Below are 25,734 nucleotides of genomic sequence, written 5' to 3'. Positions count from 1 at the left end.
AAGTCACCAGCCACCAATTATTAGTCATTAGTCCTTAGCAATAGAGTAACTAACTTAAAGACTAATAACTGCGAACTAAGGATGATTGAAATTCCTGTAAACAGCGCTCCACAAAGGCTAGGTATAACGCCTGAAAGGCCGGAACAGCAAACTGGGCAGCGTTTAACCGAGCCTTCTGAGGATTAAAGGACTTCTGGGAGGCCTCGAAAGTTTCTACTGCTTCTATCAAAGCTGCTTCTGTTTGGGAGGGAAAAAATAAGCCAGTTCCCTTTGTCGGGTGTTGCCGAATATCCAAGACAGTTTCTAGCGCCCCGCCAGCACCGTAGGCAATTATTGGAGTGCCGCAGGCTTGAGCTTCTACCAACGCTATGCCAAAATCTTCACAGGCTGCATACACAAACGCTTTTGCTTGCGCCATATACCTCTCAACAACGTCATCTGGCTGCGGCCCTAACACTTTTACATTTGGTTGCGCTAGCTGGCGCATCTTGTCAAGTTCGGGTCCAGTACCAATCACTACTAGCGGGTGCCCTAGTTGGTTAAACGATCGGATGATTAAAGATACTTGCTTGTAGCTCACCAGCCGGGAAACGGTAAGGTAAAAATCTTCTTTTTGCGGCTGAAAGGAAAATCGCTCGATATTGACTGGTGGATAAATTACTTCCGCAGGTCGGCGGTAGCAGCGCCAGATGCGACGAGCTGTGTGTTTGGAGTTGGCAATAAAGTAGTCAACTCGGTTGGCTGAAACTACGTCCCACTGACGGAGCTGGTGGAGCAGATACCGCGTCAGGATGCCAGGAACGCCGCCTCCCAGTCGGCTACTATTCAGGTAGTCAAAGGTCAAATCCCATGCGTAGCGCATGGGCGTGTGGCAGTAGCAGATGTGCATCTGTTGCGGGCTGGTGAGGACTCCTTTGGCGACGGCGTGGGATGAGGATAAGATTACGTCATAATTGCGTAAGTCGAGTTGTTCAATGGCTAGGGGCAGCAAAGGAAGATATTTTTGTACGCCACTACTAGCCTGTGGAAGGTGTTGCAGGAAGGTTGTACCTATGGGGCGCTTGAATAAATAACTTTCCGGATTGGTAGATTCAAAGTCTATTAGGGCGTAGAGGTCGGCATCTAGTGAAGAGAGGATTTCTCTGACAACGAGTTCCGATCCTCCGGTGGCTTTAGGGGTCAACCACTCATGGACGACGGCATATTTCATAAGTTTTTACTTTTGAATTTTGAATTTTGAATCTTAACTCAAAACTCATAACTCAAATTCACGGCTAGGGCCATAAAAGATATTGACTTTATACTCATTTTGTGAAGCGAACAAGCGATCGCTACCTGAGTTAAAGCATCGCTCTTGATTTCGGCAGTATAAACCGATGCAATTACATAAGTGCCAATGTTAATACCTGGAATGGCGAAGAAAGACCAGAGGTGAGTCCACTCTTGCCACTACCAATCAGGGAAATGGGGTCAGGTAGTGCTGGAAGCTGAAGCGATTGCCAAAATTCCCCCAGCAACACCTCTATAGTAGTTAAAGCTTAAAGCTCGCGTTTTCCCGGAGGATATTGGTATTGCGGTTGGTCAACAGGTCTAGATGCGAGTTTCTGCCTATCCTTATCCAGATTACGGTACGCTCAAAGGGAAAGTGAGTGCGATCACTCCCGATGCCACGGCTCCTCAAAGCAACGAAACTACTATATCTGGGGCCGTTTTGCCTTTTTACGAAGTGACCATTCAGCCTCTAAAAACAGAATTAAACAAAGGCGCTCGCCAATATACCCTCCAACCAGGGATGGAGATGACAGCAGATATTATTTCTAGAGAAGAAACTGTACTTACATTTATCCTGAGAAAAGCAAGGTTAATCACAGATTTATAATGAATTTTTCATCAGCACGTCAATCTTTTTACCAGGAAATCAATCAGCCAGATGAGCAAATCAATCTGGCAAAAGCCGCTTTAGACATTGCACAGGAAGAGTATGTAGACCTCGATCTAGAGGAATATCTTAATGCTCTGGATACTATGGCAGCTGAGGTACTAGAACGCCTACCTGCCGAACGGTATCCGATGCGAACGATCCAAACTATCAACCGATATCTTTACGATGACTTAGGTTTTATTGGTAATACAGATGATTACTACGATCCGCGCAACAGCTTTTTAAATGATGTCATCGATCGACGCACCGGCATCCCACTTACTCTAGCGCTAGTTTATCTGGAGATTGCACGGCGGATAGATTTTCCGATGGTGGGTGTGGGAATGCCGGGACATTTCTTAATTCGCCCAGAATTTGAGGATGTAGGAATTTTCGTGGATGCTTTTAATCGCGGAGAGATTCTATTTGAGCAGGATTGCAAAGAGCGACTTGCCCAAATTTATCAGCAACCAGTGGAGCTACAAGGGAATTTTATCGCACCAGTGAGTTCTCGGCGCTTTTTGACGCGGATGCTGACGAATCTGAAAATGATTTACATGAACCGCCAGGATTTGCCAAAAGCGCTTTCTACAGTCGAGCGAATTTTGCTTTTGTTTCCAGATGCACCAGTGGAATTGCGCGATCGCGGTCTTTTATACTATCAATTGGGGCGTTGGGCAGAGGCATCCCAGGATTTGAACATTTATTTGGCAATCCTTCCAAATGCTGAGGATGCGCCTTTGATTCGCCAGCTGCTGAAACATTTGGGCGGTGATGGGTAATAGCTAATAGCTATTAGCTAATTTAATTTTTAATTCCCTCTGCAACTCGTTTAAGGCGTTGCAGTTGAGCTTGCATATCTTTTTGAGTCCAGGTAGTAGCAAAGGTATTAAAGCCAAAGCGTACTAAGGGGTTGGGAATTTCAAACTCGAAGCGATTTAGCAAGACGGTTTTCTGGGAGACGGGTTGACATTCCCAGCGATCGCGTCCTTTAAAATATCCTTCAAATCCCCAGACTATCAGCCCCGGTTTCCGCTCCACAATTGTACAATTTAAGCCTAACCGCAACACCGGAATTTGAATAATAAAGCGACATTTACTTCCTAAATCCGTTCGCCACTCACCCACTGGTTCGCAACGCAAAACTGGATTCAACCATTGGTGCATCAGGGTGTTGTCAGTAATGCACTGTTCAACCACAGTTGCACTAGCATTAATTTCGATAGATTGCTCGAATACTTGGGGATGTGTCATATTATACAGCTTACTCTTTGATGAGTATAGCGATCGCGCTTTAGTATACAGCAATCGAAAAAAAGCGGAAAATTTGCCTATTTTTAAGCATTAATTATCTATAAAGATAGATTCATAACATCTGGTGGTAACTTATATCTATCTCATCCTGTGTTAAATGGTTCTTTACGAACCAAGCAGCAATCAGAGAATTTACCAGTGTATCGGGTAATTCTCAGCTATTCCTGCTAAACGTAGTAAATTATCGTACATTTGCCTGATCCGAGGTTAACCAAAGACACCATGAATGGAACTTGGCAAGGAATTACACAAACTCTTTGGCTCGATCTGCCAGTCAAGTTAAATGGATTGTTGGCACAGGTTACACCAGTACCTGTGGATGAACCAGCACCAGCCAGAGGGTTTTCGTTTGATAGTATTTTCGCCAATCTTGGACTGAATCTGGGCAGTTCGCTAGTGGATCTGCTCAAGGCGATCCTGACGCTAGTGGTTGGCTTGATCGTGGCTTCACTGGTGGCGGCGGCGGTAAGAGGACTTTTGAACCGCACCAACATCGACAATCGCATCGCCAGTTGGATAACTGGTCGTCAAGGGGCTGACGCACCACCAGTGGAGAAATGGGTCTCTAGTCTGGTGTTTTGGCTAATTATGCTCTTTGCCATAGTTGCCTTCTTACAGACTTTGAGGCTGACAGCGGTTGCAGGCCCCCTCAACACTTTGTTAGAACAAGTAACCCAGTTCCTGCCCAAGTTGGTAAGTGCAGCGATTCTGGTGGGGGTAGCTTGGTTGCTGGCAACTCTGGTAAAGCTAGTAGTGACGCGAGGGCTGCGGGCGCTGCGAATAGATGAACGTTTGGGCGAGCAAGTGGGGGGAACGAGCAGGGGAAATCTGGGTGATCCCGCAGTGGAGACTCCCAGAACAAATCCGTATGCTCTCAGCGACACCCTGGCCAACGCTTTGTACTGGTTCATCTTCTTGCTGTTTCTGCCGCTGGTTCTGGATGCCCTACAGCTACAGCAGGCACTCGGCCCAGTTAACAATCTGCTAAATCAGATTCTGGGGGCAATACCAAATATCCTGACGGCTGTAATTATTGGTGCAGCGGGATGGTTGTTGGCTCAGGTGGTGCGGCGGATTGTGACAAATTTGTTGGCAGCAACTGGAACAGACAGGTTGGGTGCTAGGTTTGGGATTTCGCGGGCTACTGGTGGGCAGTCGCTTTCCTGGCTAATTGGGACAGTTGTCTTCGTTTTAATTTTAATTCCGACAGCGATCGCAGCCCTAAATGCTTTGGGAATTGCGGCGATTTCAGTTCCAGCGATCGCGATGTTGACGCAGATTCTCAACGCGATCCCGTTAATTTTTACCGCTGGGTTGATTTTAGCGATCGCTTACGTAATTGGACACTTTGTCTCCGAGTTAGTTACCAATATCCTCACCAGTATTGGTTTCAACAACATTTTCTACTGGCTGGGAATACAACCGAGACCCGCAACCCGTAGATCAACCGGGGTTCTGCCTCCCGCAGTTGAGGGACAAACGCCTCCAACTGGACAAGCAACTGTACTTCAGCAACCAACAACGACTACTACCACCCGCACACCGTCGGAAATCGTCGGTATTGTGGCGCTGGTTGGTATCATGCTGTTTGCTACTCTTGCTGCTGTCCAGGTCTTGAATATTCCGGCGCTGACAGCACTGGTGGGTGGCATTATCGTAATTTTGGGGCGCATTCTGGCTGGATTGGTGGTATTTGCCATTGGTTTGTATTTGGCAAATCTAGCCTTTAACCTAATTAACAGTTCCGGCAATCCCCAAGCACGGATACTGGCACAGGCTGCTCGGATTGCGATTATCGCTCTTGTTTCAGCGATGGCGCTGCAACAGATGGGAATTGCTAGCGATATTGTCAATTTAGCTTTTGGTTTGTTGCTAGGAGCTATTGCAGTAGCGATCGCGCTTGCCTTTGGTTTAGGCGGTCGCGAGATTGCTGCTGGGCAAGTTCGAGAATGGTTGGGCACGTTTAAAGATAAACAACCGCCCAGGTAGATTCTAACTACACTTAGAGACGCGATATATCGCGTCTCTATAATGCACTATTCAAAATAATAGATTGACTTATAATATAAATAATACATTTTTCTAAAACAACTTTATGTTAAAAACATTTGTTATGACAACATCTCTAGCTTTTAGCTTAATTTTATTGACAAACAAAGCCACCTTTAGTAATCCACAACCTCAAAGAACTCCATCCTCAAACCTAATTAAGCATGATGTTAATGAGCCAGTGTGCTACCTAAGAACTTCCGATGGTAGAACTCTGGATCTTAGTAGCTTATGTGGGACAAGACCTGAAAATATAGCTATTCGTAAATATCCCACCCCGTACAACACTACAGCTATCAAAAAATTTGACGATGACCTTTATGGCAAAGGAAATTAAAAGGAAAAACAATAGCAGAGCTGGCAACTCGCTAGTTATATCCAACTGGGAGTATCCCGTTTTTGCCAATATAAGACCACAGGCTAGAAGCTTGGAGCCTACCAACGCAAACGCTAATATAAAGCGTTTGCGTTGGTAGGCTTTGTTTGTTTAGCCGCGACTTTAGTCGTCGGACATTTTTACTCAAACAAACCCATTCAAATGGGTTTGAGCTTTGAGCCGGAACTTTAGTTCACGGCAAGTGCGTAAGTTCTGTCCCTATCAAATTCCGTTGATTACTCATAATAAAAGAACCCTACCGCGCAAGCCAACCGGGAAGCCATAGCTGTAAGGATTGGTGGGGTGAGGTTCCGGGAAATAGCGGGTAATTAACCGGATTTGATATTACTGATTAGTTGCTGTCTGTTGGCTATCAACATTTGCTGGGTTAGCAGAGAGTTGGGCTGCTGTTTGATAGTCTTGATTTGCACCGCTGCTATCTCCTAGCTTGGCACGGACATCACCCCGATAAGTGTAGGCGCTGCCATAATTGGGATTCCACCGAATCGCTTGAGTAAAGTCCTCAACCGCTCCTTGATGGTCGCCAAGTTTGTAGCGGATTTCCCCCCGATTAAAGTAGCCAATCCATTCTTCAGGATAAATTTCAATTGCTTGAGTAAAGTCCTCAATGGCTCCCTGAAGATCGCCTAGATGAGCGCGAACTGCTCCGCGGCTATTATAGAGGTGAGTAAAGGTGGGATTTAACCGAATTGCCTGGTTAAAGTCCTCAATCGCTGCCTGATGGTCGTGTATTTGATTGCGACTATGAGCGCGATTGATATATGCCGTTTCATGAGTAGGATCTAACCGAATCGCCTCCGTAAAGTCCGCGATCGCGCCTTGATAGTCCTTTGCTTGAACCTTCTCCAGACCCCGATTATAAAATTTCTCAGCAGCGATCTCGGTTGCCGATTTTTCCGGCAGCGGCAATCTAGTTTTTGGTGATGACGAATGGTCGTGCGATCCCTCTGGTGATGACGAATGGTCGTGCGATCCCCCAGGCATTGCATAACTAGGAGGAACTAACCCTCCCAATGCAGTAGCTATAACTATGGTAGCGATCGCTTTTTCAAACAAGTGCATTGCTTCTATTTTGAGTTCTTTGATTGGTTTATTCAGGTATTGAATGCTACAGCGCCGGTGCTGGGAGATTCTTCGGTGGTGCTGTAGTAATGGGGTCTGGGCCACCTTGACCTACTTGAAACTGACCCATCATGTCGTGGTCTTCGTGAACCGAATTATGGCAGTGAGTCATATACTTACCCGTGTGGGGGCCAAATTTCCCAATTACACGAACTGACTCGTTTTCGCCAACATAAAAGACATCCTTCCAGCCTTTCTCATAGGCGAAAGGCGGCTTACCGTTACGGTCAAGGATTTGGGCATCAATAAGATGAAGGTGTATCGGATGAAACCAGCCCCCACTATTGTTGTATAGACGCCAAATTTCGACATCGCCTATTTGTGGATTAGCATCGACTCGGTTTCTATTCCAAGTCTTGCCATTTATCACCCACAACCCATTAGTACGCTCATACCTAAATTCGCGGGTTCGTACAGCCGAAGATGCGGACATGGGCTGTACATACCGCAGCGTGCTGGGAATAGAGCTATCATCGTTCTCTCGACGCACCACATCAAAACGCATGATTTGGTCGGTTCCGTCGTAGTCGTCGTTATTGGGAAGTCCGAGATTTTGCAGAACTACTTTGGTTCCTACGGGGTACTCGGAAAAGTCGATAATAACTTCGTAGCGTTCTGCATTGCCAAGCCGCATATTTTTAACCCTAGCAGGCGCACTCATCAGCCCAGCATCAGTACCAATTACAACCAAATCATCGCCCGTGCTAAGTGCGAGTTTGTAAGAACGTGAAATCGACCCATTTAAAATTCGGAAGCGATACTTGCGGTTTGCCACCTCCATACGCGGCCAAGGCACACCATTGACTACGATAATGTCGCCCATTTGACTGTCCTCGCCTTGGTCGTCAAATATCAACCTGCCATCACTCCCAAACTGCTTATCCTGAATGATTAGCGGCACATCGTAGTCGCCCTTAGGTAGAGGCAAACCAAGTTCATAGTCATCTTGAACTATATACAGTCCCGCCAATCCCATGTATACGTTCCGAGCAGTTTCGTGAACTGCATGGTCGTGATACCAAAGTGTAGCGGCGCGGTTATTAGGATAGATATAGTCCTTATATTGTCCCGGATAAGTCAAATCCTCAGCATACCCATCGTACTGCGGTAGGGATGCCATCCCGTGTAAATGTACTGAGGTTTCCGTACCGACATCATTGATAAAGCGAACAACAGATTGCCTATCTTTGCGTTGTTTGATCGTCGGGCCAGGACTTATACCGTTATAACCCCAGACCTGGGTTGATTTCCCAGGTAAAATTCCTGCCTGTCCCTTTCGCATCGTGATTTGGTAGTAATCTGTAGTCGAGTCACTGCGTACAGGATTAAGAACCGGAGGAACGCGGAAGGGAAGCGAAAAAGGCGTTACCCTCGGACTACCGGCATCTCCCGCGAAGCTACGACCTTGGAGTCCTATGGGCAGTAAGAGGGAGCCTCCTGCTAGCGCTCCCAGTTTTAACATCTCTCGTCTACTGATTCTTTTCATCATGTTCTTTTGGTAGTGTTCTCCTGACTGAAGCAAACGTGGTAAATATACTGACTATGAAGGTGAGTAAAACTACCTATATCAGCTAAGTTATGCCAGCATTTGCTTGGCAAACCTAGTAATCTCACGGAAACGCAAATCTCTTATTCGTGGAACTTACTAAGTAATTTCACAGTCTTATTCCAGCTTTGCAGTGGGATGTTAAAGAACAGGTATAAGTAGAGGTACGAGAGGCTGTATAAGTTGTGTAAACTTATGTAAAAGTTATATAAACTCATGTAAGTGGCGTATAAATACGGGTTTATGGGATGACGGGAAGAGTAGGGCGATCGCTTCAGGCATCGACCCAAGGTCTTGAAAAAGCAAAAAAAGCTTTAATTCGCGATTCCTTATCGCAGAATGCTTTAGCAAAAGAGTTACTAATAACTCGTCAGACAGTTAGCAAATTTTTTAAAGGTGAGCGAGTTGATCGGCAGTATTTTGTGCAGATTTGCGAAAAGCTAGGGCTAGAGTGGGAAGACATAGTGGCTAAGCCAAGCGTCGCGCTTGAACCTCAGACAGATAAGCTTGAGCAAAATGCTTCTCCTATTGACCTTATAGTGCAGGATTTGCGCCAAAAGGGAAGCGCCAACATTCAACAAAAATGCGGGACGATGCGAGTGTTAGATATGTCCCAACCGATTAATTTGAATAACATTTACACTAGCGTCAACGTCTTAGAAAAAATCTCTGGGCGCAGACGGCTAGAAATTGCTAATCTAATAAAGATTTGTGTCCCAGAAGACTTTGATCGTCCAGGCTTTGGCAAAGTTTGCGAAGAACGAGTTTCAGGTATAAAAGCTGTCGAAAAATATTCAAAACTGCTGCTTCTGGGCAAACCCGGAGCCGGAAAAACCACATTTTTGAAGCACCTAGCAATTCAGTGCAACTTAGGGATAATTCAAGCTGATAAAATCCCAATCTTTATCAACCTAAAAAACTTTGCCGAAGCGAAAAATAAACCTAGTTTATTGGAAAGCATAACTCAACAAGTTTCCGGTTTTTTAATTAATGACGAGGAACTAATTGAAAAATTATTAATTCAAGGTAGATTTTTTATTTTACTCGATGGACTGGATGAAGTTAGAGAAAAGGACAGTAATAGAATTTTTAAAGAAATTTTTTATTTGTCCGGACATTTCTATGCAAATAGTTTTGTTGTCACCTGTAGGGTGGCGGCGAAAGAATATACATTTGAACAGTTTACAGAAGTAGAAATTGCTGATTTTGACGACAAACAAATTTTTACATTCGCCAAACATTGGTTTCAGCATACATCTCTATCAAAAGCTGAATTATTTATCGAAAATATCAAAGCAAACCAGGCAATTAAAGAACTAGCTACAAATCCCTTGCTTTTAACAATGTTATGCTTGGTTTTTGAAGAATTAGACAAATTCCCCTCAAATTACTTAGAGCTGTACAAAGAAGGAGTAGATGTTCTGCTGAAACACTGGGATGCTAAGCGAAATATTGAACGAGATAAAGTATACAAAAATTTATCATTACAGTCCAAGGAAGATTTACTATGTAAAATCGCCCTAATTACTTTTAAGCGTGGAGAATACTTTTTTAAACCAAAAGAGATAAAGCAACACATAACGGATTACATTCGGAATTTACCCGGAGCCAATACTGATCCTGAAGCATTACAACTCGACAGCGAAGCAGTTTTGAAATCTATGGAAGTGCAACACGGGCTACTGGTAGAACGTGCTAAAGGAATTTACTCTTTTTCTCACCTAACATTTCACGAATATTTTACTGCTAGAGCGATCGCTGATAATTTGGAAAAACTAAATTTAGAAAATACTTGGAAGTTTTTAGGGGAAAAAATCACTTATAAAAGTTGGCGGGAAGTTTTTTTGCTAACAGTCGGGATGTTGTCAAGTGCAGACAAGCTATTGCTGTTCATGAAACAAAATATTGATGCACTCATCGCTCAAGATCAGGACTTGCAAAAATTCCTAGCTTGGGTAAACAAAAAGTCTTGTGCAGTCTCTTCAAACTTCAAACCAGTAATTGTTCGAGCATTTTATCTTGACCTTGACCTTGCTCGCGCTCATGGCGTTATTTGTGGTAGCCTTGACCTTGCTCGTGGCTTCGACAAGACCCTTACGCGCGCCCTTAGTCCTGACCTTACCCTTGACCTAGCTCTTGACCGCGTTCTTGCTCTTAACTTTACGCTTGACCTAGCTCTTGATCCTGCCCGCGTCCATGCTGATGTGTTTAAGCGTGCAATTAATCATGCTAGTGCTATTGATTTTGGACGTGAAGGAAGCAAAGATTCTGATAAAGTAGTTTCGCTAACATCATTAAGTGAATCGCTAGAGCAACTAAACAAGCAATTACCTCACTTTGATAAAGATAGAGAAAAATTTAGAGCTTGGTGGAAAGCTAACGGTGGGGCTTGGATTGAAAAATTAAGAGCTGTGATAGTTGATTATGGCGACATAGGACATCATTGGCAGTTTAGTAATCAGCAAAAAGAAATGCTGAAGAAATACTATGAGGCTAATCAGTTGCTAGTGCATTGCCTAAACCGTGATTGTTATGTAACTCAGAGAGTGCGGCAGGAAATTGAAGAGACAATGTTGCTGCCGATTGTAGAAATTGAGCAATATAAAACTTCTTTTTTGGAGCAGCGACTTCATTGAAGATTAGTATAAACATGATAATAGGGCATTCCTTGGGTAAGTAAACAATTCTTTTATGGGTAATAGAGCTTGCTCAAAATAGCATATATAAAAACGAATTTAAAAATTATAATATTTTTTTAAGATTAAAGATTAAATTTATACAGATACATGGGATTTTTAGCCGTAAGTCTTAATAAGGCTCAAGTAGCGCGATAAAAAAATGTCATTGGGTTGTATTTAATGACAATATACTGAGAATTTGGCAAAAAGGTATATATATTATATAGGTAAAGAAAATCCCATCTTGAAAACAGAGAGAAGCATTACTGCGCTGGGGTTATTATCTGAATTATGACAGTTGAGGAAAATGAAAAGGAGAATAAAAAACCTAGCGTTTTTTGGGATCGCGTTTATAGCCGGACTTAACCGACTCGGATCGAGGTTGTCAAAGAGAATTAAAAAAAGCATGGTAATGGTAGCGATCGCTGCCGTTATCGTCCTAGCTGGACATAACGTAGCGGCGCAGGTATCGCCACCTGAACAGTCCCTAGCTTCGCTCAAAAGTGTACCGATCCCAGAGCCGGACAATCTGGGACAATTTGTTAAGGATAAAACAGCTGCGATCGCACTCGGAAAAACTCTTTTTTGGGATATGCAGGTAGGAAGCGATGGACTCCAGTCCTGTGCTAGCTGCCACTTCCATGCGGGAGCTGACAACAGAGCAAAAAATCAGCTTCACCCAGGGCCCTCGACAAATTTCACTTCCGGAACAGGGCCTAATTACACGCTGAAGCCGGAAGATTACCCATTCCACAAGCTGCAAAACCCAAATGATCGTTCCTCGACCATTCTAGCCGACAATAACGATATTACTGGTTCTCAGGGTGTCGATCTTACCAAATTCAACGACATCATTCCCGGTAGTGCGGTAGACAATGTAACCGTGCAGCCAGATCCAGTTTTCAATGTCAACGGCATCAATGTCCGTCAGGTAACAGGTCGCAACACACCCAGTACAATTAATGCGGTGTTCAACTTCCGCAACTTCTGGGATGGAAGGGCGCAGAATGACTTTAACGGCGTCAATCCCTTCGGGTCGAGAGACAAAAATGCCTTTCTTTATAAAGTAGCCACAAAACAGTCTTCGCTACAGCAAGTGAAAGTCAGCCTTAAGAATTCCTCTCTAGCATCGCAGGCGGTAGGCCCGCCACTCAGCGATGTTGAGGAATCTGGTACTGGTCGTGTTTTCCCCGATGTCGGTCAGAAGTTTAATAGAGTCAAGACCAAGAAGCTTCCTAGAGAAACTGGTAAAAAGCTAAAGTTCTTACCTCCCCTGGCAAAGCAACTTGTGCATCCTGAAGACAGCGTTCTCGGTAAATATAGCAACTGGCCGAAACCAGGTTTGAAGCAGAAGACCTACAAAACTATGGTTAAAGAAGCCTTTAAGCCAGAGTGGTGGGACTCTCAGCAGATTATCAAAGTTGGTACTGACGGTAGCCGGATGTTCAAACAACCGCAGGGAGCTTTAGCTACCGACGAGTTCACGTTGATGGATTACAACTTCTCGCTGTTTATGGGACTTTCCATTCAGCTGTATGAGTCAACTCTAGTTTCCGATAATACGCCTTTCGACCAATACATGGAAGGAAATAGCAATGCTTTAACTTCCCAGCAGAAACTAGGGAAACAGCTGTTTGAGGGTAAAGCTAAGTGCGTTAATTGTCACGGTGGAGCCGAATTCACCAACGCTTCTGTAAGAAACGTGCGAAACGAACGACTCGAACGTATGGTGATGGGCGATAACGGTGTTGCTGTTTATGACAACGGCTTTTACAACATTGGTGTTAGACCTACCCAGGAAGATTTAGGCGTGGGCGGTAAAGATCCGTTTGGCAATCCGCTTTCAGAATCGCGACTGGCGCAGAATGGAAAGTTCAACGATCCCAATCTGAGTCCGCCTATTAGTGCGACTGAAAGAGTGGCTGTCGATGGAGCTTTTAAAACACCAGGACTGCGGAATGTGGCACTTACTGCTCCTTACCTCCATAATGGTGGGCAACTGACTCTGCGGCAGGTAGTGGATTTTTACAATCGGGGTGGAGATTTCCACGAAACTAATATCCAAAACTTAGACCCAGACATCGAAAACTTGGGGCTGAGCGAATCGGAAAAAGATGCGCTAGTGGCTTTCATGAACGGTCTAACTGATGCGAGAGTTCGCAATCAGAGCGCACCTTTTGACCATCCACAGTTGTTTATTCCTAACGGTCATCCGGGGGATCAAAACTCTGTTACTAATGACGGTTCTGGGAAAGCAACGACTGCTTTGTTGGAACTCCCAGCTGTTGGGCGTAATGGTGGTAGTCCTCTAGCAAGTTTTCTGGAAAATTCTGCTCCCGCTGCTGCCCAAAGTCCGACTCCCGTTCAACCAACTTCTAATCCGCTTGAGGGGAGTATAACTCAGCAGAACTGTCCTCCGGACTCTACTCTGCAATTTGTAGCTGGAGGGTATGTTTGCATGAGTAATTAAACTATCTGTGAGGATTCCTGTTAAAGGTGCAGGGGTTAAGGCAGTAGATGCCCAGTTTCTCAACGAAACTGGGTTTTGTGTTTAATAATGTGATAAGTAGGTAGGCGGGAAAAACTATCGCTATTTAACGAAACATTAAATAAGGTGATTAAAGTAAAATTTAACACCTTGTGTACGGTAGTTTTCTCTTTATCCTCTAGTTTCTACTTCATAAATTACGGCGTAGGCAAATTATAACTCATGTCAAACATTTGCCTTCCTAATTCATCTTTTTTAATGTGCTGAACTCTAATTAAATAGATGTATTCTCTGTATTTACTTACTTTAATATAGTTTTATTGTTAGCGCAGACTTACTTAATAACCCGCTTAACCCAATCAGTTATAAATAATTCATAGTTTTTAGTTCTAGCTTAGTGATATTCCTCAACCCAACAAATCGTAAATTTTATATTTTTAACTCTAAGTGAACCCGATTGCAACATATTGCAACATAAACTTACTGGTTACAAAATATAGCAGTTCCTTTATTAACTGTAAAATTTTCTGCTGCCGAGACGTTATATAAACGTCTCGGAGCAACCGCAGACTCGCCAGAACCTCTCTCTACAAGAATTGCTAGTTCACAAGGCTGTTAATAACTGAAGTAACTCAGTAGATAAATCTACCGCATTCTTCTGCTGCTTTGTAAATAGAACTCCAGCCAAAAGATAGATATTTGACGAGTAAAAAGCTAGATTACTTTTTTGCATCTCAGCAATCCAATTTTTTACCTTTGGTTCAGAACTGTAATAGCCAAACTTTAGGGGAGAAACAATGAAATTAGAAACTGAGTAATCTATTGATCTGGCATAATTAATCAAACCTATTGGATTTGAATAACTAGAAGCCATGACTAATACATTTGTGTAACCAAGCTCTAAAAGCTTTTTAGTTACAGTTATTCCATCAATCCCTCCATGTAACAGAGGTTGATAAATGTTGTTATCTAATGCAGGTAAGTAGGGCGGATTGGATATTAAAAATTCCGCTTTTGGTTGGGAAGCATCAAACAAGCATTTATTGTGTATTTTGTAGTGTTGGCTAACTTTATATTTATCAATTTTTGCTTGCGCCGCTTCACTAGCCAACCTATTTAGTTCAAATCCGTGTATGACTCCCTCAAAGTTTGTTCTCAGCAATGCTTGAATAACTGGGCTTCCGTCTCCTGAACCAAATTCAACAATTGACTCTGACCCAAGACAATTATTTAAAACTAATGTTTCTATCGAGTGTGCATAAAAGTTAGATTCTTCTGGGCAGAAGAAGATATCTTTCAACGGCTTGGATGAGAGGAGCATTTAAGTATTTATTAAGTAAACAACTATTACAAAATCTAAGATGTTAAGAGTTCTACTGCCATCTATCGTTCGGATTATACCCAAAGGTATTACCATTACTTATACTTTTAATGTAAATTCGTTATTAGGCTATAAATTAAAATTGAGCTAATATAAACTTTAAAGTGTATTTTAAATAAAAAATTATTCTAATAAAATTTGCCGATTCTTGGATAATATTCCAGCAGTTTAGTATTTTAGCAAATCAGCAAAATTTATTTTTTTAATATAAATTAAATACTTTTTGTTTAGGTTTCAGTGGGTATTCTGATGAAAATCTTCTATACCTACTGCCTAAATTACGCCCAGAAATGCAATAATACCAGCATAATTACCCTAACTAAAAAGGTGTTTTCATGGGCAATAAGGACAGAAATCAAGAAATTGCGGAAGTTTATCGTAGCCTTTTCATTCAACACGGAGCCTCAGCGCATGGGGTTCGTTGGGATGACGAATTCCAGCAGATGTTAAGGCTGAAAATATTGCTGGGAATTGCGGATATATCAAATACAAAAATTCTTGACTTTGGCTGCGGCTATGGTCAGATGCTCAATTATCTAAAGCAGCAGAACATCAATGTGGACTACACGGGAATAGACCTAGTTGATGAATATCTGGAATTTGGTCGGCAAAACTATCCTGAAGCGAGATTTTGCCAGCAGCAAGACATCGAAAACGAAACTTTTGATTACATTTTTTTGAGCGGTTTGTTTACAGCCGACAGAGGCGACGATTGCCGAAAATTTTGGCAAGATACAATTCGCTGGTGCTTTTCAAGAGCCAGCAAGGGAATTGCCTTTAATATGTGGTCTAAATATGCCGAGTTCCATATGGAAAAACGTTATTACGAAGATCCGGGTGAAGTCTTCCGGTTTGTCAAGCAAATGGATATTCGCTGCAACCTGACGATTCGCAACGACTACATTACCCCGCAAGATCGTTTCTCGCCCCACGATTTTACAGTGTATTTACAAAAGTGAGTAATTGCCTAGTGCTATTGGTATAGATTCCTACCTGTCAACCTTAAGACTGATGTAGCTGGGTTTGTGCTGAATTAATTTACTTAATAAAAGTACACATTTCAGAAAAATGTAATTCACCTGTAGAGGTGAAAGGTTTTTCATGAGCAAACTTAAGGAGTAGCAGCAATGCAATTGAAGCGAATAAGTGAGCAAGTTGTCGCCGTAGTTGGGGCGAGCAGCGGTATCGGGCGGGAAACAGCTTTGCAATTTGCTAAACGGGGCGCAAAACTGGTAGTCTCGGCTCGCAGTGAGTCTGGGCTAAAGTCTTTGGTGGAAGAGATTAAGAGCTTTGGTGGTGACGCAACATTTGTAATTGCCGATGTCAGCGATTTTGAGCAGGTAAAAGCGATCGCAGACTATACCGTCTCACATTATGGGCGACTCGATACTTGGGTGCATTGTCCCGCCACCGCCGTCTTTGCCACCTTCGACAACACAACACCGGAAGAGTTTAAGCGTGTCATCGATGTTAGCCTGATGGGGCAAGTATACGGCGCAATGGCTGCACTACCTCACCTGAAACGCGAGGGAAGAGGAGCGCTGATCCACATTTCCTCAGTGGAGGGCAGGCGAGCTTTACCATACCAGAGTTCCTACTCCTCTGCAAAGCACGGTGTTGAGGGCTTTCTGGAAGCGTTGCGCGTTGAGCTGGAACATGAAAAATACCCTATCAGCGTCACAAGTATCAAGCCATCAGTCATCAACACGCCTTTCTACAACAACGGTCGTACCAAGTTAGGCGTGAAGCCAACGGGCATACCGCCCTACTACGATGCTAGTATTGTCGCCGATGCCATCCTCTACACTGCCGAAAACCCAACTCGTGACTTCATCGTGGGCGATGTCGGCAAGATATTAGATGTGCTTCAGCGTCTCTCGCCCGGATTAGTGGATCAAATTTTGCTGCTCGTCGGCTTCCAGTTTCAGAAAACCAACGAGCCAAAGTCTGAAGACGCGCCTGATAATCTCTACGAACCTATCCCAGCTCACGACAAAGTGGAGGGAGATTTTGGCAACCTAGAGATACCAACCTTCACAGACTGGCTGGATAAAAATCCGCCGCTCAAGTGGGGCGCTTTGGCAGCAGCGGCTTTAGGAGTCGCAGCAGTATTAGGGTGGCATCCAGGGAATGATGTTTAAAGAAAGTCGCCGTAGCAGTCACTAAATTTCTCCCCAGACACATAGCAATTTAATACCCGCGAAAGAGTAAACCTCGATACTAACTGGGCTACTGTCATAAAAAGAAACATCACAATTTGACGAAAAAACAGTTTGTAGCCGCAACATATTCTTTGCCTACAGACTGCCCTCAAATTTAAAAAAAAGTAGGAGCAAAAATCCATGAGCGACGGACAAAATCCAGTGCTACCAGAAGAGCCAAAAGAAGCTGAACCTGGAAGAGGTGCGCCGGGAGATAATCATGTTGGCGTTCAAATGGCACAAAACCCATTTGTTAATGCCCCGGATGCCATAATTCCTTCTAATAATGACGTCGAACTCAATAAACATCAAATTGAGGCTTTCCACGAGCAAGAAGAAGGTACCGGCTTAGATACTACTGGTGGCTATGTTATTGATGAGGCAGGTAAAATTGACAACTTTGCAATTGAACCTCCGATGTATATAGAAGAAAAGTAGAATTATCTAACAATAGGGTGCGTTAAACGCTTAACGCACCCTAGGGATTAAGCCGAAGCTCTCTCAAAGCGTTTATTCACTTCATTCCAATTAACTACATTCCACCAAGCATTTAAATAATCAGCCCGCTTGTTTTGATATTTCAAATAATAAGCGTGTTCCCAAACATCATTACCCATAATGGGATACATTCCTTCCATCAAAGGACTATCCTGATTCGCCGTACTTACAACTTGCAATTTACCATCTTTGCCCCTCACTAACCAAGCCCAACCACTGCCAAAGCGTTTACTACCCGCTTCGTTGAATTGCTTTTTGAAAGCATCAAAACTGCCAAAGGTTTGATTAATCGCATCGGCAATTTTTCCGGTTGGCGCTCCACCCGCATTCGGTGCCATGATTTCCCAGAACATTGTATGATTCACATGACCGCCGCTGTTGTTGCGAACTGTTGTACGAATATCCTCTGGTATGCTGTTAAGATTGCTAATTAATTCTTCAGCGCTTTTGCCTTGAAGCTGCGGATATTTATTCACCGCTTCATTCAGGTTTTTCACATAGGCGGCATGGTGTTTATCGTGGTGAAATTGCATCGTCGCTGCATCAATGTGGGGTTCCAGAGCTTTGTAGTCATAAGGTAAAGGCGGCAGGGTAAAAGTATCTTTTGTTTGAGCCGTTGGAGACGCTGGAGCCTGCGTTGCATTACTTTCTTGGGTGCTTTGAGCTGAGCAAGCAGATGGGAAGGCTCCTATGGCAACTGCGCCCGTGGTGGCACCTAACAGAAATAGGAACTTACGACGATTTAGAGCCATAATTGTGTAAAAATTGAGAGTTTTTTAGGTCTTTGATTCAAATTTACAACAATTTGCTGTCTGAAGTACCTCTATTTCAAGATTTTATATCATAAGTAAATTTTTCCCAAGCTTAAAACGTAGACTGTACACCGATGCGGAAAGTTAAACCAGGTTGATAAATTCGATTTGATTTTTCGTAACTCACATCTGCTAAATTTTCTAGATAAACTATTAAACCCAAGTTTCTAGTAACTGGAATTCTACCGCTTAAATCTAAATTCAGGTAAGGTGGCGAGAAATCTCTTGGATCCTCACCAGCATTATTAAAGAAGGCTCTACGTGCGCCACTGTAGTAACTCGCATATAGATTAATCTGCCACCCGCCAGAGTTATAACCTACACCTAATTGACCTACAGAGTAGGGAATCAAGCCTAATTGTAAGCCTTTTTCTACCCCTGTCTCTATGCGTGCATCTGTATAAGTGTAATTAACAAAGGTTGACCACTCACGATTTATTTGCCATTTAATTGCTGCTTCTAAACCATTGGTGTTTACCAAACCAATATTAGCCCATCTACCGGCTATGATTCCCAATCTGTCATTTAAACTACTACCGAAATACGTAAACTGTCCTGTCAAATTTCTAGAGAAATTAATATCTACTCCAGCCGTCCAAGATGAGCCTGTTTCCGGATTCAAATCCGGATTAGGCAACCAGTTATGAACTGTGTCGAAAATATACAATTGATCTAATCCAGGATTGCGCTGTACAGATGCCCAACTACCGCGTACAGCAATGGCTGGAGTTATATTCCAACGTACCCCCGCAGTGGGGTTTGAATAACTACCAAATTCACTATCAAAATTTTGCCGTATTCCTAAATCTGTTTGTAATGTATCGGTGATATTCCAAGTATTTAAAGCAAATATGGCTGTATGCAATCTATCTCTATTTTCAGTTTCATTCAAAGCGCTTCGACTAGGGACTGTACTGAAAGAATCACCAGTTAAATAGCTATTTTTTACATCTAATCCCCAAATTAGTTTGTTACTAGGAGATGTTTGCCACTGATGTTCTATTCTCCCTGTCACTGCTTGGGAATCTAAGGTGCCAGTACGATAAAATATGTTTTGGGTTGGGCCATAGGTGTTGAAGTAATCTCGGTTGTAGCCTAAGGTAGTCCTGAGTACAGAATCTTTGTTTCCTCCTAATAAACTTCTCCAAGATAAACCTACATTTAAGACATCATGATCGAGCCTGTCTCTTTGTAAGGGGAAACCAAAATAAAGTAGACCGCGACGACTGCTAATTGCATAAGCGTCTAAGCTGAGAGTGTTTCTAGAATCCAAATCTAGTGCGATACCACCAAAGTAATTGCTAGTATTTTGATCTCCATTAAATAAAAGACCTTCTGCGTCACGATTTGCTGCACCTTCAGGAACAGGATAACGGTTATCTGCCTCGTATTTTTCATATCCAAGGTTGAATCTTAAATTCGCAGCAGAACCGCCATAGCTGACGCGATAGTTAGATTGATTGTAAGAGCCATATTGGACTGTAGCATTGAGTCTAGGAACTTCTTGACCTTGTTTGGTGACGATATTGACAACTCCTCCAAAAGCTTCTGAACCGTACAAGGTGGTACTGGTGCCGCTGGATAATTCTACTCTTTCAATTGCCTCTACCGGAATGCTGTTTAGGTCAGTAGTGCCATGATAAGTATTAATATTATTGCCAATTGGTCTACCATTCAGTAGAAAGACAGACTGATTAATGGAGTGTCCCCGGTAGTAAGTTCCTGTGTGAATATCTGCGCCATAACCAGCATCGTTGACGGCGAATCCAGGTAGTCCTTTCAATATTTCCGCTGCACTATTTGAGCCTTGGTTTTGAATTTCTTCGGCGTCAATTTCGTATATTGGTGTAGACTGAGGAAGATTATTTTCTTCTGTATCGTTGATTATTACCCGTTCTGGTAACTCATTTTTGTCAGTTTGAATTGGAGGCTGATTTGCTGTTTCAGTAGTTTCTTCGTTTGAAGCGGTGGTCTCTGGGGTAGCGGTAAAGCTGAAAACAAAATTGCCCTTATTCTGCTTTATTTCTCCTTTAGGTACGCCAGTATTTCCAGTTACGACTACTCGGATACTGTTAGCATCAAGAGGAGTAACGGATACTAATGTAACTTGGTCAGTAGGCTTGGAAATGCTAAAGCGAGCGCTATCTCGTAAACGCAATTTTGCATTAATAATATCAGCTACAAAAGTTTCCCCATAGCTGGAGGTTAGCACTTGGGAAACCGTGCCACTTTTGGTTTCTAAAATAACCTCAATGCCGCTAGATATTGGCTGAATTTTAACCCCAGTTACTTGCGTAACCTCAGCATGAATCGGTGCTACCGATAATACTATAGCTCCGGCTATCGACAATCCATTAAATAATAGCTGTTTTTTCACAATGTATCCTCACACAAAAAGACCATAAATAATTTGGGGCAGCTTTAAAAGTTAGGAGTTAGTAACTCCTGATTTTTAACTTTAATAGCAATGCTAAGTAAGACAGGCAGGAGAGCTTTTCGCAGGAATCTCGCCTGCGCTACAAAAGAAATATTTCACAGTTCCTGCAAGGACTGTTATATTACATCCAGCCTTTTTCCGATTTCTCTAGAACGTAAGCGGCTACGTCTTCTATCTGTTTGTCGTTTAAGCGACCTTCAAAAGCAGGCATGGCATTTTTGCCATTCTGTACCTGAGTGACAATAGCCTCAATTGAATTCATGTTGTACTTCTGTAAAGCCTCTTTCGGTAGAGTTTTGGCAGCAATAACAACATTGCGCCCTCCCTGATGACAGGCGGCACAATTGGCACTAAAAATTTTGGCTCCGCTAGCCGCGTCTGCTGCGAAAGCAGGACTAGCGAAGGCAAGGAGAATAAATGCCGCTATAACTATGACTGAAAATAACTTTCTCAAGCTGCTCCTCCTCACTCGGCGCGTGCCAAAGCACTGATAATGCCCATATTTTTGAGGAGAGCGGCTTGCTATGTCAAAAGACAGGTTGTCATACTTCGAGATGAACCTAAAATTATTCTGCGGGCAAATTGCTGCCCTTAGCTGAGAACTTCCTTTAGCTCGTGCTGGCTCCAAAGTGAGCGGTAAAGTCCAGCTTCTTGCAAAAGTTGGGTATGAGTACCAGACTGAACAATTTCACCTTTTTCCATTACAAAAATTCGGTTAGCAGTGGCAGCAGCAGATAATTGATGGGAGATAAAAATAACAGTTTTGCGCTGGATACCTTCGGAAAGATTTCTCAAAATGGCGGTAGCTGTTTGATTATCTACGCTAGAAAGTGCGTCATCCAAAATTAGAATTGGCGCATCTATTAACAAAGCACGAGCAAGCGCAGTCCGCTGTCTTTGTCCCCCAGAAAGGGTGATGCCGCGCTCTCCGACAATCGTTTCATATTGTTGGGGGAAGTTAATAATTTCTTGATCGATTTGTGCTTGCTTGGCAGCATATTCAATTTCTGACTGTTCAGCTAGGGGATTGCCGTAGCGAATGTTGTTTTTGATAGTGGCGCTGAAGAGAAAGCTGTCTTGGGGGACATAAGCGATCGCGCCCCGCAAATCTTTTAATTTCAACTTGGTGATATCATAGCGATCCAGAAACAAAGTATCCCTATTGATATCCAACAGGCGGGGTATGGCATTTGCCAGCGTCGATTTTCCAGAACCAATGGAACCGACAATCGCCACAGTTTCCCCTGGTTCAATTTTAAAGTTGATATTATTCAGGGCTGGTGTTGCGGCTCCCGGATAGGTAAAAGTGAGGTGACTAGCCTTAAGTTGACCTCTGACTTCTTCCTGTGGCAATGCGATCGCATCGGGAGCATCTTTAACTTTCGCTTCTGCCATTAAAATTGACTCAATGCGGTCGATACTAACTTCACCCCGTTGGTAAGCAGTAATCGTGAATCCTAGTAAAGCTGTGGGGAAAACTAATCGCTCAGCATAGAGAATTAGTACCAGAAAGTCCCCAATCGTAATCGCACCAGCAACAATTGACCTAGATCCCAGCCACAGCAAGAGCAATATGCTGATAAAAGCTAGACCTTGAATGAAGGGAAACAAGGTATTTCGCGTTTTCGCCAGTTGCAGATTTGCTTGCAAAAGACGGTCGTTTAGCCTTCCGAAAGCGCGACGCTCGTTTTCTTCTTGGGCATAAATTTTAATCAGGGCGATACCACTCATATCTTCCTGAATCAATTCGCTGATGCTGGATAATTCCTCTTGCAAAACCAGCTGTTCGTTACGCAGGCGATCGCTAAACATCTGCACAATAATCAGCATAAACGGGTAAACTGCGATCGCTACCAGCGTCAACCGCAAATCTATCGACATCATCACTGGCAAAGTTAGCGCATAAGCAAAAATCGTATTTGCTAGACTCAAAACTGCAAACCCCAACAACCGCCGGATATTCTCCACATCACTTGTCGCCCTGCTAATCAAATCTCCAGCAGTGTTAATGGAAAAATAAGATGGTTCCAGAGTCAGCAGATGCTGAAAAATCTTTTGCTTCAGGTCAAATTCTACTTGTCGCCCCAGTCCAAACAGCAGGATACGCGACACCATTCGCACCACCCACATCACCGAAGCCAGCAGCAAAATTAGCACCACAAAGTGCTTGATTTGATCGAAATCAAACGCTAGGCGAAGTTCGTCAATACTATCCCGAATCAGCAAAGGGATATAAACGCCCAGTCCATTGACAACGAACAGGGCGATGATGCCTAGAGTAGCCGTCCGCCAGTGCGGACGCATATAAGCGCCTAATTTTTGCAGCCGTGAGTGAGCCATGTTAGTCGTTAGTCCGTTGTCCGTTGTCCGTAAAGAATGGCTAATTGCAATCTTGTTTACTGCCATTAGCCATTAGCCATTAGCCATTAGCGCGTGACTAATGACTACTTTAAAGTAATTGCTGATACAGCTGCTTCTATAACAAGAGTGGTGTCAACCAGCCGCGCAAGAAGTAATAGATTGAACTGAGAAATTCTTCCACAATGCGAGTTGTGATCGTCAGCGCTTCCACACTGGGAAGAAAATCTGAGACTTGCAAGCGTCGCACGGGTGTCGCCCCACCTTGAAACGTATAAAAATCTGTAGGTCTGGGAATAATTGTGATACCCAGATTAGAAAACGTCAGATTAGCGCGACGGATATTTAACGCGGAGGACACAAGGATAACGCGGCGCGACCTGATACCCCGCTGTCTTAAAATTTCCTCAACCCTTTCAGCACTGGTGCGGAGGTCAACACCTCTGGGTTCTACAACAATTCGGTCTGACGGCACATCCAGCCGACGCAGCACCGTGGCAATATCGTTACCCTCATTAATAGTATTTGTATCTCCTTCCAGGTCAGGTCTTGGCCCAGCGCTCACAACTATCAGAGGGTCATTTCCTCGGTTTCGCTGTTCCCGGTAAAGTTGAGCAGCATAGAGAATGCGATCGCCTGTATCAGTAAGCTGAATTTGTGTACGATACGGCAGGTTAGCTTGCGTAGTTCCCCGCCCTAGCACCACAATCGCCCCAGCAGTTTCAGCCCCCGCAGGTGTCACGTCAACCGGACAATTGACTTGACAAATTGCCGCCCGTCGTTGCTCTGATAAAATCGCCTCTTGTTCCGCTTGCTGCGCCAGCCAATATGCAAAAATTGGCAAACTGGAAATCAGCAAAATCAAGAACGCTGCCCTAAATTGCCTTACGGCGATGTTTGATACAGCATTCTTGTTTATCCCTCCCAGTCCCAGCAACAACAGGAAAATCGCCGCGCCTACTGGCTTAAGCGGAAACGAGAGAATATTCCATGCAGCTGAGACAACCCTGTAGTTGGGATTGTAAAACGACAGCAGGATGACGAGAAATATAATTACTCCGCCAAACCAAGCCAGATATTGCTTGGGAATCCATCTCGTCAGCAAATTGTAGACAATTATGCTAACCAACAGCCAGAGCAGAACCCGCGTTAGTAATAGAAACATAGGCGGTATTAGGTAACAGGTAATGGGTAATGGCTAAATGGTAATAGGTAATGGGGACTGGAGAATGGGGGAATAGGTAATGGGGACTGGGGACTAGGGACTGGGGAATGGGGACTGGGGACTAGGGACTGAGGAATGGGGATTAGGGACTAGGGGCTAAATAAGACTTTTTCCCATTTCCCAATTCCCAATTCCCAATCTCCAATTCCCAATTCCCAATCCCCAATCCCCAATCCCCAATCCCCAATCCCTAATCCCCAATCCCTTTCTATCTGCGTTTCAGCTGTGAGTTAATCGCCTCTGCCACCGACTGAATTACCTTCACACGGGCATAGTATTTATCATTCGCGGCAATAATTGTCCAGGGAGCGTTAGGGGTGCTGGTGCGCTGAATTGCTTGATTGACTGCCACTTCATACAAAGACCATTTTTCCCGATTGCGCCAATCTTCATTGGTGAGTTTATATTGCTTAAACGAGTCATTCTGGCGATCGCAAAACCGTTTGAGTTGTTCTTCTGGACTAAGATGCAGCCAGAACTTAACCAAAACGTAGCCAGCACTGGTAAGCTGAGCTTCAAACTCATTGATTTCCTGGTAGGCTCTGTGCCATTCCCGTTCTGTAGCAAAGCCTTCGACACGCTCCACTAGCACTCGTCCGTACCAGCTGCGGTCAAAAATGCCAATCGTCCCGGCTGTGGGCAACCAGCGCCAGAACCGCCATAGGTAGTGATGGGCTTTTTCCTCATCTGTGGGTGCGGCGAAGGGATGAACAATGTAACTGCGAGGGTCTAGGGCATCAGTTAAGCGTTTGATGGCTCCACCTTTACCCGCAGCGTCCCAGCCTTCAAACAGAACCAACACTGGCACTTGAGCTTTGTGAATCTTCATCTGGAGTTTACGCATCTCGACTTGTTCGTGGCGTAACTGCTGTTTGTACTCATCCTTTGAGAGGCAGAGATTCAGATCGACGCGGGCTAATAAGTTTGGTTCTGCTGGGTTAAGGTGTTCTTGCGGGGGTAATGCTGGGATTACTGGTGCCTGAATGTGCAGTCTGTCGAGTGCTTCTGTAAGGGTAGCTGCCATTTGGGTGAGGACTTTTACCCGGCTAAAGCGTTGACAGTTGCCTTCTACTAATGTCCAAGGTGCGGGGCCAGTGCTGGTTTGGACAAGCATTTCCTCGGCATAATTAATAAGCTGCGTAGCAGCTAAATTTAATAAACAGCATTACCTTTGTTTTTAATTTTTCGTTCCCATTTAATAATAAGTCCTCCTTCATTTAGTAATTTATTTAACAACTCTTCTAGTTGTTCTGCTGACTCAAATAGTCTATGAGCTATATATTCTTTAGCTGAATGCCAAACAAGTT

At 43.7% G+C, this 25,734-nt stretch carries 19 protein-coding genes and 2 pseudogenes; 9 read left to right on the top strand and 12 right to left on the bottom strand.

All coding sequences use genetic code 11. The annotated features are described in order from the left end of the window. Positions 1-61 precede the first annotated feature (61 nt). Positions 62-1,210 carry a glycosyltransferase gene (locus H6F63_RS08920; protein ID WP_190424158.1) on the bottom strand — a complete coding sequence of 383 codons (1,149 nt, stop codon included), beginning with the start codon at positions 1,208-1,210 and terminating at the stop codon, positions 62-64. A 384-nt stretch (positions 1,211-1,594) separates the two neighbouring features. On the opposite strand from H6F63_RS08920, the gene H6F63_RS08915 reads away from it, so the two are divergent. Together H6F63_RS08915 and H6F63_RS08910 are read left to right on the top strand one after the other, a co-directional pair. Continuing rightward, positions 1,595-1,879, top strand: a complete 285-nt coding sequence (locus tag H6F63_RS08915) for a hypothetical protein (RefSeq protein ID WP_190636655.1) — start codon at positions 1,595-1,597, stop codon at positions 1,877-1,879. Beyond that, on the top strand, positions 1,879-2,703 hold the full coding sequence (locus H6F63_RS08910) for a SirB1 family protein (protein ID WP_190636653.1): 825 nt from the start codon (positions 1,879-1,881) through the stop codon (positions 2,701-2,703). Before H6F63_RS08915 ends, H6F63_RS08910 begins: the two co-directional genes overlap by 1 nt. A gap of 22 nt (positions 2,704-2,725) precedes the next feature. Here the strand turns inward: H6F63_RS08910 and H6F63_RS08905 are convergent, their stop codons facing one another. Continuing rightward, entirely contained in the window at positions 2,726-3,175 is a 450-nt protein-coding gene (locus tag H6F63_RS08905; RefSeq protein ID WP_190636651.1) for an SRPBCC family protein, read from the bottom strand. A 282-nt stretch (positions 3,176-3,457) separates the two neighbouring features. On the opposite strand from H6F63_RS08905, the gene H6F63_RS08900 reads away from it, so the two are divergent. Both H6F63_RS08900 and H6F63_RS08895 read left to right on the top strand, forming a co-directional pair. Further along, entirely contained in the window at positions 3,458-5,224 is a 1,767-nt protein-coding gene (locus H6F63_RS08900; RefSeq protein ID WP_190636649.1) for a mechanosensitive ion channel, read from the top strand. 106 nt (positions 5,225-5,330) lie between these two features. After that, positions 5,331-5,621 carry a hypothetical protein gene (locus H6F63_RS08895; RefSeq protein ID WP_190636647.1) on the top strand — a complete coding sequence of 97 codons (291 nt, stop codon included), beginning with the start codon at positions 5,331-5,333 and terminating at the stop codon, positions 5,619-5,621. A 384-nt stretch (positions 5,622-6,005) separates the two neighbouring features. Here the strand turns inward: H6F63_RS08895 and H6F63_RS08890 are convergent, their stop codons facing one another. Together H6F63_RS08890 and H6F63_RS08885 are read right to left on the bottom strand one after the other, a co-directional pair. After that, positions 6,006-6,743 (bottom strand): tetratricopeptide repeat protein, encoded by a 738-nt coding sequence (locus tag H6F63_RS08890; protein ID WP_190636645.1) that lies wholly within the window; start codon positions 6,741-6,743, stop codon positions 6,006-6,008. Positions 6,744-6,789: 46 nt separating this feature from the next. Continuing rightward, a complete protein-coding gene (locus H6F63_RS08885; RefSeq protein ID WP_190636882.1) occupies positions 6,790-8,289 on the bottom strand; it encodes a multicopper oxidase domain-containing protein in 1,500 nt (499 codons plus the stop codon). Positions 8,290-8,597: 308 nt separating this feature from the next. Here H6F63_RS08885 and H6F63_RS08880 point away from each other — a divergent pair, with 308 nt between their 5' ends. Together H6F63_RS08880 and H6F63_RS08875 are read left to right on the top strand one after the other, a co-directional pair. Then, entirely contained in the window at positions 8,598-10,985 is a 2,388-nt protein-coding gene (locus tag H6F63_RS08880) for an NACHT domain-containing NTPase (protein WP_190636643.1), read from the top strand. 448 nt (positions 10,986-11,433) lie between these two features. After that, positions 11,434-13,497, top strand: coding sequence for a cytochrome c peroxidase (locus H6F63_RS08875; RefSeq protein WP_242019616.1), 2,064 nt, complete (start codon positions 11,434-11,436; stop codon positions 13,495-13,497). A 622-nt stretch (positions 13,498-14,119) separates the two neighbouring features. Here the strand turns inward: H6F63_RS08875 and H6F63_RS08870 are convergent. Then, on the bottom strand, positions 14,120-14,836 hold the full coding sequence (locus H6F63_RS08870; RefSeq protein ID WP_190636639.1) for an SAM-dependent methyltransferase: 717 nt from the start codon (positions 14,834-14,836) through the stop codon (positions 14,120-14,122). Positions 14,837-15,231: 395 nt separating this feature from the next. Here H6F63_RS08870 and H6F63_RS08865 point away from each other — a divergent pair, with 395 nt between their 5' ends. The 3 genes from H6F63_RS08865 to H6F63_RS08855 all read left to right on the top strand — a co-directional run bounded on the left by H6F63_RS08865 (position 15,232) and on the right by H6F63_RS08855 (position 17,535). Further along, on the top strand, positions 15,232-15,855 hold the full coding sequence (locus H6F63_RS08865; protein ID WP_190636637.1) for a class I SAM-dependent methyltransferase: 624 nt from the start codon (positions 15,232-15,234) through the stop codon (positions 15,853-15,855). Positions 15,856-16,023: 168 nt separating this feature from the next. Then, positions 16,024-17,037: an SDR family oxidoreductase gene (locus tag H6F63_RS08860; RefSeq protein ID WP_190636635.1), complete on the top strand. Its 1,014-nt coding sequence runs from the start codon at positions 16,024-16,026 to the stop codon at positions 17,035-17,037. Positions 17,038-17,238: 201 nt separating this feature from the next. Then, the gene (locus tag H6F63_RS08855) at positions 17,239-17,535 is read left to right on the top strand and encodes a hypothetical protein (protein WP_190636633.1); all 297 of its coding nucleotides are present in this window, start codon (positions 17,239-17,241) and stop codon (positions 17,533-17,535) included. 47 nt (positions 17,536-17,582) lie between these two features. On the opposite strand, the gene H6F63_RS08850 is transcribed toward H6F63_RS08855, so the two are convergent. The 7 genes and pseudogenes from H6F63_RS08850 to H6F63_RS08820 all read right to left on the bottom strand — a co-directional run. Then, complete coding sequence (locus H6F63_RS08850) at positions 17,583-18,347, bottom strand: superoxide dismutase (protein WP_190636630.1); 765 nt, start codon at positions 18,345-18,347, stop codon at positions 17,583-17,585. 112 nt (positions 18,348-18,459) lie between these two features. Then, positions 18,460-20,784, bottom strand: coding sequence for a TonB-dependent receptor (locus tag H6F63_RS08845; protein ID WP_199297891.1), 2,325 nt, complete (start codon positions 20,782-20,784; stop codon positions 18,460-18,462). Positions 20,785-20,965: 181 nt separating this feature from the next. Further along, positions 20,966-21,298, bottom strand: coding sequence for a cytochrome c6 PetJ (gene petJ / locus H6F63_RS08840; protein ID WP_190636628.1), 333 nt, complete (start codon positions 21,296-21,298; stop codon positions 20,966-20,968). Positions 21,299-21,435: 137 nt separating this feature from the next. Next, a complete protein-coding gene (locus H6F63_RS08835; protein ID WP_190636878.1) occupies positions 21,436-23,184 on the bottom strand; it encodes an ABC transporter ATP-binding protein in 1,749 nt (582 codons plus the stop codon). Positions 23,185-23,320: 136 nt separating this feature from the next. Then, a complete protein-coding gene (locus H6F63_RS08830) occupies positions 23,321-24,367 on the bottom strand; it encodes a YdcF family protein (RefSeq protein WP_190443879.1) in 1,047 nt (348 codons plus the stop codon). 268 nt (positions 24,368-24,635) lie between these two features. Next, a pseudogene (locus H6F63_RS08825) lies at positions 24,636-25,553 on the bottom strand (polyphosphate:AMP phosphotransferase); the annotation flags it as partial. A 26-nt stretch (positions 25,554-25,579) separates the two neighbouring features. Continuing rightward, positions 25,580-25,734, bottom strand: a pseudogene (locus tag H6F63_RS08820) (IS630 family transposase); the annotation flags it as partial.

Origin of the sequence: Trichocoleus sp. FACHB-40 (assembly GCF_014695915.1) — a bacterium.
In the GTDB taxonomy this organism is placed as follows: Bacteria; Cyanobacteriota; Cyanobacteriia; order Cyanobacteriales; family FACHB-T130; genus Funiculus; species Funiculus sociatus.
Note: the sequence above shows the minus strand (reverse complement) of the source record. Positions and strands in the feature narration are given on the sequence as shown.